This window comes from Agrobacterium sp. rho-13.3, from assembly GCF_033957765.2.
Lineage (GTDB): Bacteria > Pseudomonadota > Alphaproteobacteria > Rhizobiales > Rhizobiaceae > Agrobacterium.
On the sequence record NZ_CP192775.1, the window covers coordinates 1,115,117 to 1,133,979 of the forward strand.

Here is an 18,863-nt window from a genome sequence, read left to right on the forward strand (position 1 = left end):
GATCGACATCACGATGTTTCAGACGTGTTTATGAGATATAGATTTTTTGTTGTCACATGTCGTTATCGCAAAACCGCTACCCACATTTGCGCGACATGCTTTTAGGAGGTGACATGGTTGCCGCATTGGGCCTCGTCCGAAAAGTCGCCTTTGATGCCTATTTTCATTTTGCCGAGGACGATGGCTGGGCAATGGCGAGCCATGTTGCGCTTTCCATTCTGCTTGCGCTGTTTCCGTTTCTGATTTTCGGCACTGCATTGGCCGGTTTTCTGGGTGCGGATCAGTTTTCAGAAACTGCCGTCCACATCATCTTCGACACATGGCCAGAAGCAATTGCCGGGCCGTTGGCCGCGCAGGTCCAACAGGTTCTGACCATACCGCGTGGTGGATTGTTGACGATTTCCGTTCTCGCTGCCGCCTACTTCGCCTCCAATGGTGTGGAAGCGCTCAGAATATCGCTCAACCGCGCCTATAGGGTGAGCGAAACCCGCTGGTGGTACATTACACGCCTGCTCAGCCTGTTTTATGTTGTCATTGCCGTCACGATTTTCGCAGCCATCAGCATTGTGCTTGTTGCCGTGCCTGTCGCGCTGTCTTTTGCGGAAACCCGGTTTCCGTTCATGAAGGATATTCTGGAGACGATTTCCAATTTGGGCCTCTATGGCACAATCATCGTTTTGGCCGTGGGTCTGGCTGCCGCACATCTTTGGCTTCCTGCCGGCCGCCGCCGCATATGGGATGTGCTGCCTGGCATAATCCTGACACTGATCTTCTGGGTTATCGGTGCCGGTATTTTTGCCTATTATCTGGCAACCTTCGCCAATTATGCCGCGACCTATGCGGGCCTTGCCTCGGTGATGATCGTGCTCGTGTTCCTCTACATGGTGGGCGTCATCTTCATGCTGGGTGCAGAGGTCAACGCTGCGCTGATGAAATACCGCGTGCGGCACATCATCAAAGCTGGCATCCACAATGGCAGCTTGAGAGAAGCCCTAGAGGCTGAGGAGGCGGCGGATATCTGACGGCGTAGAGCCATGGTCCCGCAACGCCTGAAGGCTGGTGCTACCTTCGCTTTTCGACAGCTTTTTATTGTTCTCATCAAGCACAAGTCGATGGTGATAGTATTCCGGCGCAGGCAATTCCAGCACGTGCTGAAGCAGTCTGTGAACTGACGTGGCATGAAACAAATCCATGCCACGCACCAAATGTGTAACGCCCTGCAAAGCATCGTCCAGAACCACGGAAAGATGATAGCTCGACGGCGCATCCGAGCGGGACAGTATGACATCTCCCCACGCTGCTGGATCAGCCTTTATGCGGACCTTCTCGCCACTGCCGCTTTCCTCCCAGTCTAGCGGCGCCACAAGCCGGGACATGGCCTTTTTCATATCCAGCCGCCATGCGTGTGTTGCGTTTGAGGATAAAAGTGTTGCCACCTCCTCGGCAGGCCTCCGCTTGTCCAGCGGCGGATAAAGGGGTGCGCCGTCAGGGTCGCGCGGCCATTTTTTGCCTCCTGCTTCGTAAGTGTGGACAAACGCCTTGATCTCGCTCCGGCTCATGAACGCGGGATATACCAGCCCCATACCGATCAGCTTTTCGAGTGCGGCGCGATATTCATCGAAATGTTCCGATTGCCTGCGCACCGGCTGCTCCCAGGTCAGCCCAAGCCATGTCAGATCATCGTAAATCCCATGCTCCAATTCCGGTGTGCAGCGGGTAAGATCGATATCTTCGATGCGCAGTAAAAAACGCCCGACCACCTTCGCCATATCATGATTGAGAATGGCAGAGAGCGCATGGCCAAGATGAAGCCGCCCATTTGGGCTGGGCGCGAAACGAAAAACCGGCTTTTGACCTGAAAGCGAAGACATGGTTTCTTCTGCCACGTTTTCAGATGCTTCGCCAAGGCGATGCGCCATTTGGTGGGTTCGCGTGGTAAAAATTATCCAGAGTTCGGTGGATATCGAAGAGGGGCTAGCAACTCTTCTGAGGATCGATCCGCGTCTTGAAACGGTTGCAGAAGTGGCCGGTCCCTTGCCATTAAGGCTGAACGAGCCGGGTTTTGCAGGACTGGCACATATCATCGTATCGCAAGTGGTGTCACGGGCCAGTGCCGATGCCATTTGGCGCAGAATCATAGATGCCGTCGGCGAAGTCACAGCGCAGAATTATCTTGCATCAGCGCCAATCGATGCGCCAGGCTTCGGGCTATCACGCGCCAAGGCGAAAACGCTATACGGCATTGCCACCGCCATCGTTGAAGGCAGGCTCGATCTTGATGCGCTGAACCTTCTGGATGATGTGCAGGCTTATAATGATCTGATTTCGCTCAGCGGCATCGGCCCATGGACGGCGCAGGTGTATATGATGTTTTGCGGCGGACATGCAGATGTCTTTCCGTCCGGCGATGTCGCGCTTCAGGCGGCGATTACCCACGCGTTTCAAATGGAGGCACGACCCAGCGCCAAGGCGCTGGCGGAAATAGCGCTTTTATGGTCGCCGTGGCGATCTGTCGCGGCACGACTTTTCTGGGCCTATTATGCGTCAATCACGCGGCGTGATGCCTTGCCGATCGCCTGAAATAAGCCTTTCTTTCAGCGCTTCATTTATGGGCTTCACAATCCTGTAACAACGGACCTAATATACAGATGTAGATGCAGAATCGGTCAGGAGACGCCCTTGACGATTGCCGTTTCACCACAGGCTTTGCCTGCGCTCGTTTTGAACGCAGACTACAGGCCACTTAGTTATTATCCCTTGTCGTTATGGTCCTGGCAGGACGCGATCAAGGCCGTGTTTCTTGACCGTGTAAATATCATCGCGGAATATGATCACGCGGTGTGTTCGCCCAGTTTTTCCATGCGGTTGCCCAGCGTGGTCAGCCTCAAGACCTATGTGCAACCGACCCGAAATCCCGCATTCACGCGCTTCAACGTGTTTTTGCGAGATAGGTTCGAGTGCCAGTATTGTGGATGCCGTGATGACTTGACGTTTGATCACGTCATTCCGCGTGCCCATGGCGGTGAAACGACATGGCTGAACGTCGTGGCGGCTTGTTCACCGTGCAATCTCAAAAAGGGTAGCAAGCTGCCGAGGCTGGCGGGCATGTTCCCACACCAGAAGCCTTACCAGCCGACGGTACAGGATCTGCACAATAACGGCCGGTCGTTTCCACCCAACTATCTGCACGAAAGCTGGATGGACTATCTCTACTGGGATACCGAGCTACAGCCCTGATCATTATCAGGCGTTTTTGCGGCTGGCGCCAAAGAAGGCGATGGCCGCAAGAACGACGCTGGCGATGACATTCCAGCCCGCAAAAGACAGACCAAGAACGCGCAGCGCCGCATCATTGCAGGATGGCGGCTTGATGGCATTCAAATCTCCCAGAAGATTTCCCGCATTGGTCGTCACCGAAGGCGCACCTGTCGAGCATGTGATCGGTCCGGGCCAGAAGCCCCATTCCACGCCGGAGTGATAAACAGCAAGGCCAGCGCCGATCAACATGGCGATGCCAACGAGAGCAAGCGCTGCGCGTGTAATCCAGGCAGGCAGCTTGAAGAGGCTCGCGGCAATGGCCAAAATGCCGACCGGGATGGCGTAATAATAGGGATCACGCTGCAAGAGGCACAGCGCACAAGGGGTGTAACCGCCAATATGCTGAAAACCGAGTGCCGAACCCACGGTAAAAATCATTCCCACCGTCACCAGAATGGCCGACGCGCTGCGGTTTTTCTCTACAGAAACTGTATTTGCCATGGTCTGTCTTTCACATTCGGCGGAAGGTCATGAGACACCTGAACAGGTGGATAATAAGCGGGATGCAGCAATCATTCAAAAATGCCGCCTCATGCCTCTAATCCAGTCCCATGTTGCTTGCAAATGCTTCCTTGAGTTGGAGCAGAAGGAGGGTCAGCAAAATTTCGTGAAATCGAAATTTTCGCAAAAATCTATTGACGTGGTACACGCGGTTCGTATAGTCCCGCCGCATACCAAGGAACGATGTTCCGAGTTGCCCCCTTGGCGGAATTGGTAGACGCGCCTGACTCAAAATCAGGTTCCGAGAGGAGTGCTGGTTCGATTCCGGCAGGGGGCACCACTGCTTAACCCAACATATTGAAATAGCTTCGCTTTATGCGATTTGGTGCGGCCCCTAACGAATTTCCCTGGAGCCTATCTTAGGGGGCGAATGCCCTGTAACAACTTTCCCCGACCGTATTCGCCCTGGAGCCCCGCGATCACCTGTTCAAAAGTTGTGCTCCTACCGAATCCCCGCCAAAGAACCACGCACAAAAAAACCCGCCAAAGCGGGCTGTTTAATGCGAAATTGAGGCCTTTACATTAAAATCCGACCCGTTCAATGTCAGTTCTTCGGTAGACTTTGCTCGCGTGACGACTTCCCTCATAGACCGGGAAAACGCCTAACTTCTTGAGTTCGAAACTCACTTTGATTGACCGTACTTTCCGCGCCTTAGCCAGATTATCCAATGCGACATATTGCCTTGTAAACTCGATCAGCTCTTCTCGACGCAACATCGCGATAGGCAGATTTGTTTTCTTATGAGGAAAAACTGTGGCAGAGAGTAATTTCATGTCAATCAAATGCTTGATGGTCTCAGTTCCGGTTTGGAGAAACACTGCAGCGTCATTGCGACTAAGGTAACCCTCCTCGGCAGTTGCCCTTGCGAGGCCGTCAATTTCTGCTGGATCGACCATGATACGAGTCAACTGGAACTCAGGCCCTCCCATACAAGCACGAGCCAATTTTCCGTCTATAATCAGAGCGATGATCTCAGCAAAAATGCGACGGCACACTTTTGTGGCAACGATGATCGGAACGAGATTATGTTGCGTTGGCATCTCAGAGAGACGCAACCCAATTCGTTCCCTGAAACTTTGTACCTCGTGAGCGGATACCCACCTGTAGATTCGCCCTGACGACACACCATTTGTCGAAAACTTAAGAAGTCTGTTGCTTAGCAGTGTCTCCATTTGAGTCATGGCACATCCGAGGCGCTCAGCGGCTTCCTTTGTCGTGAGTTGAAGAGAGCCATGTGCCAATAGCGCATGTGCGTCATCGCGGCGGAACAAAATGCTCCGACCCTTGAACTTGGTGATCAAGGTCCTTCCGCTGTCCTGGTTGATCAGAATATCCCGGATACGACATTCCGGTAATCCATACTCCACGGCTGCCGTGTACGCGGTATGAACACGCCTTCTCGCAACTTTCTCCAAGAAGACCTCGCCTGTTTCCAAGGGCAGATGACTCTCAGCGTGTTCCTGAAAAAGCTCTCGAACCAGAGCGAAATCTCCCTCTGGTAATTCATTTCGCAGCCACCTTAGGGGCAATGAATATACCATCGGGTATCTGGTTGCTCGGCCGACCATCTTCACCACATAGGATGTCAGGAAATCCCAAATTGCTTCACGCCCCATTGAGGCGATGCGGTATCCAGAGGCGATGCACTCCTGATTTGCCATTCCGAGCGGAACGTGTTCAGTGATTTTGTTGTCTGACATCTTTTGCTGGAGCGCACCAAGAACCGCACACAATTCCGCAGCAACGTACACCGGCATGCTATCAAGATACGATCCGCCAACTCGGCCAAGGAGGCGACCGGAAAAGTATCCATTGTGAGGCGAAGAGACAAACCCTTCTAACTCTGGTTCTCTTGACACCGCGAAATCACGCAGGTCAAGAAGGTCGAAATCATCAGGAAGATCGTTAAGCGGCAGATGATGCTCTGGACAATCGGAAATCATGTTGAAGCGCCACGTTGCCCGCATGTAAATGCGAGCGTTTGATTGATCACTGCCGCGTTCCAAATCAAGCGCGAAACAACGTGGGCAATATCTCCGACCTGTCGCCCTCAGCTGCGTTTTTCTGACACGATCACTGCCATACTTGATGATTTTCTCCGACCGGTTGGCGAATTTCATCAAGTCTACAATCTCTACGCCAGTCCAATCAGCGATCTGATGCCTGTGGTCGGCATCCATGGCGACGATTGCAGCGCGTGGAAGTCCTGTAAACTCACAGAACTCAGCGAGAGAATAGAAGCTGTTGGCTCGCGCAATCCGGTCCATCAAGCTTTCGGGCGTTTCATTTTTGTGAAACTGTACACATGTTGGGAGGCGGCCGGATGTGCTCATTTGTGCCTCCGGCGAGCAGAAGTAGTATTAATATGAGAAGTAGAATTGGCTCGGACGATGGATTTCCAGTCTATGGCAGTAAAAGGGTTATCTCGCTTCAAGTTCGCATTTCGGGCTTTGTAGACGGCAGCCAGATCATCCAACGTCACGATGTCGCTTCCCTTATCGAGCGCCCTGAAGCAGGCCTCGCGTACTAGCAAGATTAAAGTCGCGAACTCCCCGCCAGCTGCGACAATCAGGCGTCCAGGAACCTCATCTTTTTTTGACCATTCGCATCGCAGACCGGCATGGTCGCAAACGATCATTGATACAACCTTCTCCATCGCAGACACGGTGCTGGCCCTCACGTCCATCAGATCAAGGTACTGCGCCTGCGCCCGGTTCTTGACCTCTTTGCTTTCCATGAATTTAACAACGTCCGGCATGCCAGAAACAATCAGATGCAGCGGCCAACCCTCGATTTGTGTGAGGCTCTTAACTGCATTTTGCACCTTTCTAATCGCGAGATCGGTGTCGCCGATTGTTACGTGTTGCATCTCATCAAGATGAAGAAAGAGAATTTTTTGGTGGCGCAATTGCCGCTTCACCATTCCCCACAGACCGGGAGCGTTCGTTCGGCCACTAACTGTGATGTTCCATTTATCCAGGATGGCCTCAGCGAGCGCTTTCGGGGAACAATCGCTTTCGCAGTCCATGCTTAACAAGCGTTTCTCCACGGCACCGCTTGCATCCTCGCGAGGTTGAAACGCTTCCATTGTTGAAAAGAGGCGCTTCAAGGAATGGCTTTTCCCTGTGTTCGATTCACCAATGACGAAGAGAATTGGCATCTTAGAACCACCTCCCTTCAGGGCGCGCTCTGCGTTCTCAGTGAACGTTGCCATGAGGCTCTCCAATTCTTTGTCCTTTGGCTGCAAGATGTATTGCTGCTCAATATGAAGCTTGCGGTCCTCAATCGACATGCCGTTGAAATTGGTCATCACTTGTAGTCTCCGAACTGGGAATCTTCATCTTCTTCATCGGGGTCGATCTCTGCATCATCGACATCGAGGATGTTGGACACCTCGGGCTCAACAGCCTTCTTTTTGTGGGCTTTCGTTGCCGAGATTTCGACAGGAAGCCCGTCAACGCCGCCTTGAAGCAAAGCGTTTTCCTGAGGAGCGGGTGCGGACAAAAGTGCCAGCTCACCAGCTTCGGCCTTAGTGATAGGGCGGCCTTCGAAGAGCTTTTCGGTAGCGCGTGACATTTCTTCGGCACTGCGCATGTGCGGGGAAATACCGCTACGCAGAGCTGCCGCATCTACAACGCTGTGTACCCAATTGATGCCGTCGTACATAGTGGGCGCGGAGCGGGCCGAACGTTCCTCGTTGAGGCGTTCAAGTTCCTTTTTTGCCAAGTACCATTCTTCGAGGCACATATGCGGAGGCACTTTAATGCTGTTTCCAACCGTCAACCATCCGTCCTCAGTAAGGACCGAAATGGATTCAATATCACGCGGGTGGAATCGTACGGGAAAGAGCTTGCTTGAGCCATGTTTGCGACGGTGAGACTGAAGTACATCGGAGTTGTACGGAATCCCGTGGAGGACCACGCCTTCACTGCCGATGGTCCTCTCCTTCCCAGTTCCGAAGATATGACGTTTTTCGTGGCGACCAGGAACTGGGCGCATCGGATACGTGCGCTTCTTCAACTCCCACGCCTCGTATGGCGTCAACCCGTTCAAGCGGGCGCTGGGCGTGTTAATGAACACGTCGCAAAGCCAGCGGTACACGACCACCATGAACTCGTCGACGATAAGCGTTGCGTTAGCAACGGAATCGTAATCATGACGTTCAACGACGTTGGAAAAGGTTCGGCCGTCAAAATACGACATTAAGTCTTTGGCGAATGTCTTGAACAACGATTCAATGAAGGGACGTTTCCAGGCCTGACCTGCTGGTGGGCGGGTCAAGGAGATGCCGCTCATCAAAAACGCATCTCGCGTGATTTCCGCGATGTAGGGCGACCCATTATCGGTGAAAACGTTTTCCGGACGAACTTTTGCGGTCCAGGGGGTTGTTGCGCCCGCCAGGATCGAAATGTGTGTCTTGTCCGACATCACCATTTCTAGGGCCTCGACCACAGCGGAGGCACAAGGCTTTCGAGTTGCCTTAAGCGCCAGCGGCATCCCTGTCGCAGCATCAATTGCGCCTACAAACCAAATGCGTTGAGGTTTGTCTGCTGCAGCTTTTTCGAGGATTGTTTGGAACTTAGGGGGAAGGCGCAACCAAACCCCGGTTTCCTTAATCAGGGTGATACAATCGACATTCCAGTCATCAAATTCTACCCGTTCACCGGGGCGAACCACATCGTAAGAATCCATTTTCGGTTTGAAAACTGCGTGTGCGTAGGCATCACCTTCGCGACTCGCGAGTACGTCGAATGCTCTCAGTTCTTTGATCATGTTCTCGAAGCGCTTACGATTAACGAAGATCAGTTTTGATTGGTCAGTTGCTCGCCTCTTATTGGCTTCGTAAATACGGGCGTTTGCAATTTTCCGAACCTTCAACATCGGCCCCTTGCGCTTTGACGCGTACTCGGCAGCAGCCTGCCGCCAGATTGCGTAACTCTCAGCGCATTCCACCTGCAAATGGCGGCGTTTCGGACCTTTCTGCTGGGGAATAAGAGCACGGACGTCCTCACCGCAACTTTCGTACATACTGACGTAGCGGTTGAAACTGCGAAGTGTGGGCACCTCAAACCCGTTGGTTTTCTTACCGGCACGTTTCTTTCGTACTGCTCCGGTTTCCTCGTTCGTTTCCTTCTGCAGCAGTTGATAGTCGGTGGTCCATTGGAGCAACAACTGTTCCATGGAGCGTCCGCCAGGCATTTCCGACGCTGGTTTCAGGCTGCGGGGGACGTACTGCCCGACCTCTACACACCAGGCACGGTGTTTCAAGACGAGGAATTCGTGGTAGCGTGCGACAGCTACAGCGTCGGGCTTGAACTCGTTGACGTTCTTGTTTCCGAAACGATCATAGGCTTTTGAGCCCACTTCGGTGTGAAAGCCGGGGTAAAACTGAGCGCGACCCTCATCGATGGCGAGTTCGATTTCGGTGTGCTTGATGCGCTTGTGCGCCATGGGATCGTTCTCGTGAAAGAACAAGGTATCCGTAGCACGGTAGGAGATCGCAATGAGGGGCGTGCCCTCATATACGAAACGGTCGTTCGACGTCATAAGAGGGATAGAAGGTGTGCTCTCCGGAGCGGGACGCAGTTCGTGCTTGTGGCTGGTGTTTGAATTGTCGATCATGGTGTCCTCCTTGGACATAGCTTCGCCGTGCTCCGAAAGGGGGTCGAAGTGGCTGGGATGGAATGGATTGTGGGCTAAGGGGCGATTAGATTTCGACCACGAACCAGGTCAGCTCATTGATGAGACCTGGTTCAGGCTTTAGGTGCCCAAGGTCGATGAGCCGCCATATCGCAGTTGTGCAAGACGGGCGGTCCATGCGAGGCGTGTACATCTGGTAGAAGCACACTTTGGTCTTTCCTCGTTGCTGAAGCTCGTCCAGCAGCGCGCGGACGTGATGATCGTCGTGGAGTTCCCGGTAGTACAGGATGCTCGCCGCGTTGCGCACGACGCACCAAGGAACGTCGAGTTCTGTCATAACGGTCAACTTGTCGAAAAGAGCACGATGCTCTGGAAGCATGCCGTCAAAAACGGCCTGAACTTCCGCCCTCTTCTTCTCCTGTTTGACGGCAACGCCCTCCCAGCGCCCGTCCTGATAACGGACGCAGTAGTCGAGCGTATGTTTGTGAACCACACCGTTCTCGTCGTGAAATTCAACAGTCATGAACTGCGAACGCACTTCAACGACGCCTGGCCGAGCCTTGAGAACAGTGGCCACTTTTTGTTCAGTGCCACTTTCGTGTTGCACTTGACGATTTTTGAACACGGACGAACCGTTCGTGTTCAAAAGATGCTTAGGAGTTACGTTACGCACACCACCATGGCGGAGCGGTTCAACCCACAGCATCGGTTCGCCGTCAATAAGAATGGGGGATTTGGAACTGCTTACCATCGCGACGTACGCATCCCGACGATTGCCTGCTTATCCGCGTCCGATCCGGTGTCTTGGAAGACCTCGAATCTGGAGCGGATGTCTTCTCCGGCACCGGAGCGCAATTCGTTCAGAATGGCACGACGCACCAACACGTGGTGCAGCACATTTTTCGATGGGCGCATATATACCTCCTAGGGTGCGCTGGGGCAGCCCATCGGAGGTGAGGACACGATGTCCTGACTTCAGATAGAGCTGAGGAAGGTCTTTCCTAGAATGACGATGCGTATCATCGTGGGGCTCCATGTTTTAAACTGGGACGGAAGATAGTCAGAGGCGGTACCGCGTGTCTAGCGTGATGGAACGCGAACTCACAATATGGTTAACGCAAGTCTGTTGCGACCAATCCGATCCTGGGCCTAAGCTCAGTTTCTCTTCCCGTATTCAGCTATTTTTTTGTTTTGCTAATTCGCGTTTTACGCGAATCAGTTTGCGTTGCTATAGATGTTTCACCTAACGACAGACGCCGGGTGATTTCGTGAAGCTGACCAAGATTTGTATCAAGAATTTCCGATCATTGAAGAATCTTCAGGTGGACCTAGAGGAATACCTTTCAATTATTGTCGGAAAAAATAACTCAGGAAAAACATCGCTCCTTCTCGTCCTGGAGCGCTTTTTAGCCAGCAGTGCACTTCCTCGTTTTGATTTTGATGATTTTAACACTGAATTTCAAAATTATTTGGTCGATCTCCTCGATGGAACAGTTCAGCCGGGGGACCCGTATCCCTTCTGTGGAATATCGTTGCGGTTGTTCATCGAATACGATGATCACGACGACCTAGCGAATGTGGGTAACGCCGTTGTCATGGACCTTGCTCCGGAGAACAGATGGATCATCCTGGATTTCCTGTATCAGCTCTCCTCTGAGAACCTCGCCTCCATGAAGCGTGCGTTTCAGGAGCACAAAGATAAAAAGGCAAAGGAAGGAAGAAAAGCAAAAGACGCGCGGAAATTCCTTAGGGAAGAACAAGGAAAACATTTCAAACCTGGTCGCCGGAGTGTTCGCTTCGACCATATTACCGGAACCGTGCGGGAGGAAGAATACGTCGACTTGCTGAACGAAGCGGTGCGGATCGACGACATCATTTCGTTTAAAAAAATCAATGCCCGCAGATCAGTTTCAAACAAAGATTCAGATCGCAGCCTTTCGGCAATGTCGGCAAAAATCTATAACGCCATGGCTTCTGACGCTGGAGACGAAGAAGTTTTTGAAACCTTCAAGGAAGCGCTTACCAACACCGACGACCAGTTGGATGGCATTTATGCCAACCTGTTCAAGGAGGTGATCTCCGACGTCCGAAGTTTCGGCGGAATCAGGGAAGGCGACACGGAAATTAAGATCAGGTCAACCTTGCAGCATCGTGATCTGCTGCAGGAGAATACGACTGTTATGTATGGTCAGGGGATTGATCTGACCTTGCCCGAAAATCACAATGGCCTGGGATATCTGAACCTGATCTCGATTATCTTCGAGATCAAGATCATCCTCAATGAGTTCAAGCGTGGCCAGAAGCCTAGACCGGCAGACATCAATTTGCTCTTTATCGAAGAGCCCGAAGCTCATACGCATCCGCAGATGCAAGCCATTTTCATAGCGAACATTAAACGTCTGGTAGGCCGAGCCATCCGGAATGCCGACGGCATCTCTCGGCCGTTGCAGACGGTTCTTTCGACGCATTCATCTCATATCGTCGCCGAGTCCGATTTCGACGACATCAAATATTTTAGGCGCATTGAAGGTCTCACTCAGTCGCGCAGTTTGAGAGAACTGGACGGCCTCTACAAGGCGGCTGGAAAAACGGGACACTACGCCTTTCTGAAACAGTATTTGACCTTGAACAGATCGCAGCTCTTTTTCGCGGACAAGGCGATTCTTGTGGAGGGAGATACAGAGCGCATCCTGCTCCCCGCGATGATGCGGAAAATTGACCAGATCGACACAGCCAAGGCTTGGGCGGAGGGCGCTGTCCAGCAAGTCGCCCTTCTTTCGCAGAACATCTCGATAATCGAGGTCGGTGCGCATTCGCAAATTTATGAAATCTTTCTTCAGTTCATCGGCGTCAAGACGCTCATAATCACGGATATTGACTCCGCCATAGAGGAGCTGGAATTCGACGATCTTGGAACCCCCATGATGAATAAGCAGGGCGAGCAGAAGAAGACCGTCCGAGCGCACGGGATCGAAAATGCGACACACACCACAAACCACGCGCTTCAGTTCTTCCATGGTGTGGGGCCTGACCTCTCTTACTTCGTGGGCTTAACTTTTGAACAGAAGGTCGTGGCGAAGGACCCTGCCACGGGGACGTGGGGACCTAAAGCTGAAGGGCAGGTCCTTTGCGCTTACCAGATTTCCGAAAATGATGGCGATGGAAATGGGTACCACGCCCGCAGTTTTGAGGATGCGTTCTTCCATGTCAATCGAGCGTTTATAAGCAACTCAACGGCGGAAGACCCAGACGCTCAGAAGGCCGGTTTTCCTAGTCTGGTAGGAAAACACCTCAAAAAATATCTCGCCGGTGGGTCGTCCTTCGAAATGGCCGAAAATGGGATCACCAGGAAACCGTCGTTTGCCATCGAAATCCTCCTCAACAGTGCGACGACCACGTCTAGCGTGATGGCTCCTTTGGGGCCACCAAAGGAATTTTCGTTTGAATTTAACAATTGGAGTACCCCCGGTTACATTGAGGAGGGCCTTCGATGGATCAAGGCGGGCTGAATCTTGAACCGGAAGTGATCGAGATAATGGAGCATGTTGCCGCCGGGAAGAATTTCCTTTTGAGCGGTGGGGCTGGAAGTGGCAAGACGTACTCGCTCGTCCAGGTAATTGGGGAGCTGCTTCGGAACGATCCTAGCGCTTTCGTGGCATGCATCACGTTTACGAACGCCGCAGTCCGTGAGGTCGAGTCACGAATTTCCAACGAGCGCCTTACCGTACGAACAATCCATGATTTCCTTTGGGACGTGGTGAGCCCGTTTCAGCAGGAACTCCGAAATGTCTTGGTGGGGCTGCTGAGCGGAGATGAGCCTGCGCTTGAGCCCGGAACAGTTGCCGTTTCAGAAGATATGTTCTCCGGGAAAACGGTCCAGTACAGAGAATTCGCTCGGGTTGGCGATGGTATCGTTTCGCACGACGAGGTCATCATCATCGCCCATGCCATGTTTGAAACCTACCCGAAAATTCGCGACATTCTTCGCGACCGTTACCGCTACATCCTGGTTGACGAATATCAGGATACTGCACCGGAAGTCGTCAAAATCCTTCTCGATTGGCTTCCATTGAGTTTGCGTCGTGGTGTGTGCGGCTTCTTCGGCGACGCGATGCAATCGATTTATGATGAAGGTGTCGGATCGATTCAGCCTTACGTTGCTGCTGGGTCTGTTAGCGAGGTCAGAAAACAGCAAAACCGTAGAAATCCACGTCTGGTTTTTGAATTGGCCAATAATCTGCGGACAGACGGTATTGTCCAGGGTCCGTCGGCGGACCTCAATGCGCCCAACATGGTTCAGGGCAATGTTAAAGATGGGACAATCAAGTTCTATCACTCAATGGGTGATGTCAGTCAGTTGCAGCAAGTCCGTGACCACCTGGGCTGGGACTTTTCCGACGTGGCGGAAACAAAAGAGCTGAACCTGACGCACAACTTGATCGCGCCACAGGCGGGTTTCGGCGAATTGATGGAAATTTACGACAAGGACGGTATTCTTGCTTTTAAACAGCGTATCGTGAAGTTCATCAAGGAAAACGGCGATCTCAATGACTACGTTTTACAAACATTCGGCGAGGTCGTAGCTTCTCTTCAACAAGGGAAGACAGAAAAAGCCCTTCAGGCGGTAAGCCCAACGCCGACGATGCAAACGTTCATTGATGCGAACCCTGATTTGTTAAAGCGCGCGTATGGCACCGATTTTCACGACCTTAGGCGATTATATGTCGATAAAGATCAGTTGATCGACGACAAGAAGCAGACCGAGGAGGAAATTGCACGTAAGGGTTCGAAGAGGTGCGATTTTGTGAAACACGTCTTCAAGATTCAGTCTGTCATACATCTTTACGAACAGCGACGGTTTAACGAATTTTTGCGCAAAACAGAATTTCGCCTGACCAATGCACAGGACAAGCTTCGTCTTCAAAAATGCGTCGAAGCAGTTGTGGCAATGAAAGATAGCCCGATTCTAAATGTGATCGATTTTGCGCACGATAACGGCCTGTGCATCAAAGACGATAAGTTCATCAACTTCCGGGCAGAAAAAGGCTACCTGTTCGACCGGCTCGCTGGCGTCAAATTTTCATCGTTTCAGAATCTCTATGCCTATCTGGAAGGGCGCACCACATTCTCCACGCAGCACAAAATCAAGGGGCGAGAATTCGACCGCGTTCTCGTAGTTCTCGATGCTGGAGGATGGAATAACTACAACTTCAAATATTTGTTCGAGGGTAGTGGCAAGGATAGTGTGAGAGAGAGGACCGGCAAGCTGTTCTACGTTTGCTGCACTCGGGCGAAGGACGTACTGGCTGTCTATTTCCAAAACCCCACACCTGCTGTTTTAAAACAAGCGGAGGCGTGGTTTGAAAAAGAGAACGTTGTGGAAGTTTAAATGCGCGGTCGGAAGTAGTTCATTATGAAGGTGGGGTAAACAGAGTTCTCCTACGCTTTCACCGAAAATCTCATTCGGTCTCAACCGACTGGGGACAACGGGCGCGCGGGTCTTCTCGAACCTGGTCCAAGAGGCGAAGCTTGGACATAGGTACTATTGATGCGAACGCCAGCTGGAGCGGTGTCGTTTCAAGCCGCTCTCAATGGCATCAGGTGCTTCAATCCGTGATCGGGAGCGCTGTCTGGATAGTAAGGGACTAGTCGTACCCACCCAGTATCAATTCAAACGGGTTGCAACGGCTTGACATTGACATGAGCGGCTTATGACCTATAATGGGCGCTGTTAGCTGAAGGAAACGCGAACGGTCGCGCACAAGTGCGGACGGTCCTGATGCTGATGCGAGATTTTATCTCGCTCCCAGTTTGTCTGGGTGGCGGTGGGTAACCATTCAGGAAAGGCCGTGTTTGCACGGCCTTTTTTGTGCCTTTTGCTCAGTAAATCTCCTACAGTCACGCGAATGCTGCCCAACAAACTTTCAATTATTTGGTTTAAGTTGTTAAGCGGGGCCTAGTTCGCGCGCCCCGCTTAACACCACACTTTTCAGGGCTCAAGATGAGCTTCAAAGGTGGCGGTGGGCATGGGATTCGAACCCATGGAACGCGCGAACGTCCGGAAGATTTGGAGTCAACAGCAATAAACCGCTCTGCCAGCCCACCATGTGGCGCTTATACAATTCCGTCGCGAGGATGCAAGGATTATTTTTCCTGTTTTGCGTGTAGTTATGAGCGACACAAATCTCTGCGACGTTTCCGGATTAGCGAAACAACGCTCCGCCAGGTTTCTTTCCCAAGGGGTCCGAAACTATAAGCCCACCCTTAACTCGACCACTTGCCTCCGTATAACGGTGCTGAAGGGAAGCTACGTCGGCCGCGAATCTATCCTTGATATTAATGTAACGCGGTTTCACGTGAACGCTTGTAATGTGTCCACTGCAGTATGTGTGGATAGCCATAGGCGTGACAACTGACGAGCAAATCGTGTCGCAGAGCTGTAATCCCGCATGATTATCGCTGTGGGAGAAGGCCGGAAGCTCAATTATACGATCATAAGCGTCACCCGAACCTTTGAATTTCTGGGTAAAAATCGAGTGAGCTACAGGCGTATTTAGGTGCTTCAATCTACTATCGAGGACTACGAATCCGACATCATTATTGGTCGCGAGATAATTTTGAAAATCATTATAAATCGACTGAATGGAAAACGTGTAGATGGATACCCCGTTAATTGGGGTGCCAATCGATTTCACCCACAGACGCCCTGTAATTTTAACATTGCAACTTTTACAGATATTCAGGATTTCTTGCATATAGCCTAAGCTATGTCTTCGTTCATTTCTATTGTCACTGCACGCTTTCTTTCTAAGCTCAGAGCCCTTTATTTCATGTAATATCCAAGCCATGTGGGTGGTTTTTGATGGCAGCGCCTTGGGGAAAAAGCGCTGCTTTAGGGTGAGTAATCGCTCTGTTATCTCATGAAGCTTAGCGTAATCAATGATAATACCTGTTACAATGAGAGCAGGCTGAATGTTTGATGTCGCTGATGGAAGTTGCCCGGTGCAACCCGACTCGTCAACATAGCAAATCTTCATGGAACTCTCCGTTAGGTGAAGAGTTTAAAGCATGGGTTGACGCGATGATGCAACCGTCATATATTCAACCCGTAGCAAAAAAGCTTACGCCGAACCGGTCACGGGCGGCAGTTCCTAAAGCCACCGAAAGGTGGCTTTAGTTGTTTTTAGAGGTGATTATCAATCGTTCGTTTCTTGCGACCGCATCCTCTGAACGGCCACGCGATTGTTATGGATGTCAGAAGCTAGCAGAAACTTCATCACAAACCGGGTCCAATACCGCTATAGCCGATACAATTCTGCTGTCTCCCAAAATTGGCAGGTCTCTGCAGTCAAGCCGGGTTCGCCAATTCTGGTGATATCGAATGGCACCTTCATATTGATCCCGATAGCTTTTTGAGCGACCGCAGTTGCTATGCGGGATTTGGCCCGGTGCTCCGGACTTCTGCCGGTGAAGCCGGATAATTCCGTCACACCTTTGCTGATGAGCAACCGCACAGCCCCTGTCATGGAAATACCTTTTGAGAGGTCTTGCTCCTTCAGCGCAGCTCTGACGTCATCGATTTCGTCGCGTACGCCCCGTGACAAGCGTCGAAGTTCATAGCAGTTGCGGGCGATTTGATCGTCAACAATGCCGCCGCCAAAGAGATGAATTTTGACACGGGTCTGTTTCGACAGCCGTTTTACGAAATCGGCTTCCTCTTCGCTCAATGCGAAATGGACCAGAACCTCTTTTCCGCGCTTTGGGGCGATAGCCAGATCAGGATGGAAGACGCCCGCACGTTTGTCGTCCTTCCATCGGAATGCTTTCGGGAACGATCTGAACGACACCACGTCGCCGCTGAAATCAAGAAAAGGGCTGATATCAGCAAGGAGAGATCGGACCGGGACTGTCTTCCCCATCTTGGTCGATTGAGTGAACGCCATTCCGTCAATTACATCACTGATCCAGTCCCGGTCAAAGTCCTCTTCAGTGAAGTCCTCGACTGCTATCACCGTGACACCGTTACTTGGATAGCGGGATTGAATCGTGGGTCTTGGATATTCTTCCCGCAGATGCTGCGCCGTGATCTTGACGTTCTGGCGACGGTCCCACTCATCGTGCCATGTTGCTGGAATATCAAAATCGGTGGAGAGCAGGGCCTCGTTTATCCCATCGATGTCGAGGGCATCAGGATCGAAGTTGCGGCCATATCCGCACTGCTGCAGCCAATCGAGTGTCCCAGCATCGGCTTTCCCTTTGCGTAGGGCAGTAGCAAGATCGTTCCAATGCTTGGAGCCTCCACTATTCTCCACGATGAAGCCACCGGAGCCATCTACTAGAACCGGCCGTACAGGTCGGTCAAGACGTGGAATTTTGTCGGCGACCTTTATCAAGTGTGTCCAGTTATCTCCGAAGTCGTAGAGATATTGAAACTTTGGAAAGAGGTCGTGGACCTGATTGAGGGCGATCAATCGTTCATCAATCGCTTGAGAATCGGAAATCGACCCCCCACTAAGCTCTTTGATGTTCCCAATGGTAAGACCACAATGGAACTCATGGAGATGAGCCCATCGCCATCCGAATATTGTTTGGATGGTGCAATGAAGGTCCGCAAACGTTGCATTCTCCGGGATTAGTATCTCACGCCAGATCAAGGGCCGGGTCCCGGTCAACTCGATACGCAGCCTAAGCATTTCGGGAATGTGCGGATTCGAAGCTTGCTGCTTCATTCTGTCCATCGCGATTTCAAAGGGACTTTCGCCGTTCGGAAACCGGCGCTCACCAGGTTGGACGTCCTGTGCATTGACAATGTGAACTCCCCAACGATCATTGCGCTCAAGGGTTATCTCAACGCCGCGTCGCGCTAGGCAGGCGACAATTGCATCCTGAACCGCTGTTGTTGATAAAACTGATCCACCTTCGGTGCCATTGATTGACCGCAACGAAACACCAGAGAAGGTCGCCAAATCAGCCTGACTGATCCCAGCACCCGCACGTGCGACAGAGATAACGTACCCGAAGTCATTTTTAGACTGTTTGGGAAAAGTAACAAGTTGGTCGTCTTCATAGACAGTCACAGATCGCGTTGCGAGCGTTCGCTGCACCGCGATCTTACTGTCTTGATCTTTTCCTGCTTCCAATGCACGGATTATGCTAACGGGCAGCGCACACAGTCTCGCCATTTCAGCCTTATTGAGGCGAGCTGCAACACGCGCTGCGGTGTAAATTTTTCCTGAACTCATCTGAATACACCCAAACAAAAGCGCATGATCGTGTTTAATATACGCAACATTGCGTATTTTGCAAACGCCGTGGTTCAGTCAGTTCGTTAAGGAGTCGCGCATGGGTTTCCGAAGACAATAGAGAACGCCGTCAATTCAGTTCTTCACCATTTTCATAAGTA

The 18,863-nt window shown here is 51.7% G+C and carries 14 protein-coding genes and 2 tRNA genes; 6 read left to right on the plus strand and 10 right to left on the minus strand.

Annotation, left to right across the window (positions count from 1 at the left end):
- Positions 1-113 precede the first annotated feature (113 nt).
- Entirely contained in the window at positions 114-1,022 is a 909-nt protein-coding gene (locus tag RMR16_RS19995) for a YihY/virulence factor BrkB family protein (protein ID WP_320197371.1), read from the plus strand.
- Here the strand turns inward: RMR16_RS19995 and gluQRS are convergent.
- The gene (gene gluQRS / locus RMR16_RS20000) at positions 993-1,871 is read right to left on the minus strand and encodes a tRNA glutamyl-Q(34) synthetase GluQRS (protein WP_413785935.1); all 879 of its coding nucleotides are present in this window, start codon (positions 1,869-1,871) and stop codon (positions 993-995) included. The two genes, RMR16_RS19995 and gluQRS, sit on opposite strands and share 30 nt — an antisense overlap.
- A gap of 61 nt (positions 1,872-1,932) precedes the next feature.
- Here gluQRS and RMR16_RS20005 point away from each other — a divergent pair, with 61 nt between their 5' ends.
- The gene (locus RMR16_RS20005) at positions 1,933-2,580 is read left to right on the plus strand and encodes a DNA-3-methyladenine glycosylase family protein (protein ID WP_320197372.1); all 648 of its coding nucleotides are present in this window, start codon (positions 1,933-1,935) and stop codon (positions 2,578-2,580) included.
- 99 nt (positions 2,581-2,679) lie between these two features.
- Positions 2,680-3,237 carry an HNH endonuclease gene (locus tag RMR16_RS20010; RefSeq protein ID WP_320197373.1) on the plus strand — a complete coding sequence of 186 codons (558 nt, stop codon included), beginning with the start codon at positions 2,680-2,682 and terminating at the stop codon, positions 3,235-3,237.
- A 6-nt stretch (positions 3,238-3,243) separates the two neighbouring features.
- On the opposite strand, the gene RMR16_RS20015 is transcribed toward RMR16_RS20010, so the two are convergent.
- A complete protein-coding gene (locus tag RMR16_RS20015) occupies positions 3,244-3,759 on the minus strand; it encodes a disulfide bond formation protein B (RefSeq protein WP_320197374.1) in 516 nt (171 codons plus the stop codon).
- Between the two features lie 255 nt (positions 3,760-4,014).
- On the opposite strand from RMR16_RS20015, the gene RMR16_RS20020 reads away from it, so the two are divergent.
- Positions 4,015-4,099: transfer RNA gene (locus tag RMR16_RS20020), tRNA-Leu, on the plus strand.
- A 242-nt stretch (positions 4,100-4,341) separates the two neighbouring features.
- Here RMR16_RS20020 and RMR16_RS20025 read toward each other — a convergent pair.
- From RMR16_RS20025 to RMR16_RS20045, 5 genes are all read right to left on the minus strand, one after another.
- Positions 4,342-6,153: a TniQ family protein gene (locus tag RMR16_RS20025; RefSeq protein ID WP_320197375.1), complete on the minus strand. Its 1,812-nt coding sequence runs from the start codon at positions 6,151-6,153 to the stop codon at positions 4,342-4,344.
- Positions 6,150-7,130, minus strand: a complete 981-nt coding sequence (locus tag RMR16_RS20030) for an ATP-binding protein (protein ID WP_320197376.1) — start codon at positions 7,128-7,130, stop codon at positions 6,150-6,152. Before RMR16_RS20030 ends, RMR16_RS20025 begins: the two co-directional genes overlap by 4 nt.
- On the minus strand, positions 7,130-9,442 hold the full coding sequence (locus RMR16_RS20035) for a Mu transposase C-terminal domain-containing protein (RefSeq protein WP_320197377.1): 2,313 nt from the start codon (positions 9,440-9,442) through the stop codon (positions 7,130-7,132). Before RMR16_RS20035 ends, RMR16_RS20030 begins: the two co-directional genes overlap by 1 nt.
- 85 nt (positions 9,443-9,527) lie before the next feature.
- Positions 9,528-10,211, minus strand: a complete 684-nt coding sequence (locus tag RMR16_RS20040; protein WP_320197378.1) for a hypothetical protein — start codon at positions 10,209-10,211, stop codon at positions 9,528-9,530.
- Positions 10,205-10,375 (minus strand): hypothetical protein, encoded by a 171-nt coding sequence (locus RMR16_RS20045; RefSeq protein WP_320197379.1) that lies wholly within the window; start codon positions 10,373-10,375, stop codon positions 10,205-10,207. The genes RMR16_RS20040 and RMR16_RS20045 overlap by 7 nt, the downstream gene beginning before the upstream one ends.
- Before the next feature lie 353 nt (positions 10,376-10,728).
- Between RMR16_RS20045 and RMR16_RS20050 the strand changes: the two genes are divergently transcribed.
- Entirely contained in the window at positions 10,729-12,969 is a 2,241-nt protein-coding gene (locus RMR16_RS20050) for an ATP-dependent nuclease (RefSeq protein WP_320197380.1), read from the plus strand.
- Entirely contained in the window at positions 12,951-14,849 is a 1,899-nt protein-coding gene (locus tag RMR16_RS20055) for a UvrD-helicase domain-containing protein (protein WP_320197381.1), read from the plus strand. The genes RMR16_RS20050 and RMR16_RS20055 overlap by 19 nt, the downstream gene beginning before the upstream one ends.
- A gap of 626 nt (positions 14,850-15,475) precedes the next feature.
- Here RMR16_RS20055 and RMR16_RS20060 read toward each other — a convergent pair.
- The 3 genes from RMR16_RS20060 to RMR16_RS20070 all read right to left on the minus strand — a co-directional run bounded on the left by RMR16_RS20060 (position 15,476) and on the right by RMR16_RS20070 (position 18,702).
- Positions 15,476-15,565 (minus strand) — tRNA-Trp (locus tag RMR16_RS20060).
- Positions 15,566-15,663: 98 nt separating this feature from the next.
- Complete coding sequence (locus RMR16_RS20065) at positions 15,664-16,497, minus strand: DUF3800 domain-containing protein (RefSeq protein ID WP_320197382.1); 834 nt, start codon at positions 16,495-16,497, stop codon at positions 15,664-15,666.
- Between the two features lie 261 nt (positions 16,498-16,758).
- Positions 16,759-18,702: a plasmid pRiA4b ORF-3 family protein gene (locus tag RMR16_RS20070; protein ID WP_320197383.1), complete on the minus strand. Its 1,944-nt coding sequence runs from the start codon at positions 18,700-18,702 to the stop codon at positions 16,759-16,761.
- Between the last annotated feature and the right edge of the window lie 161 nt (positions 18,703-18,863).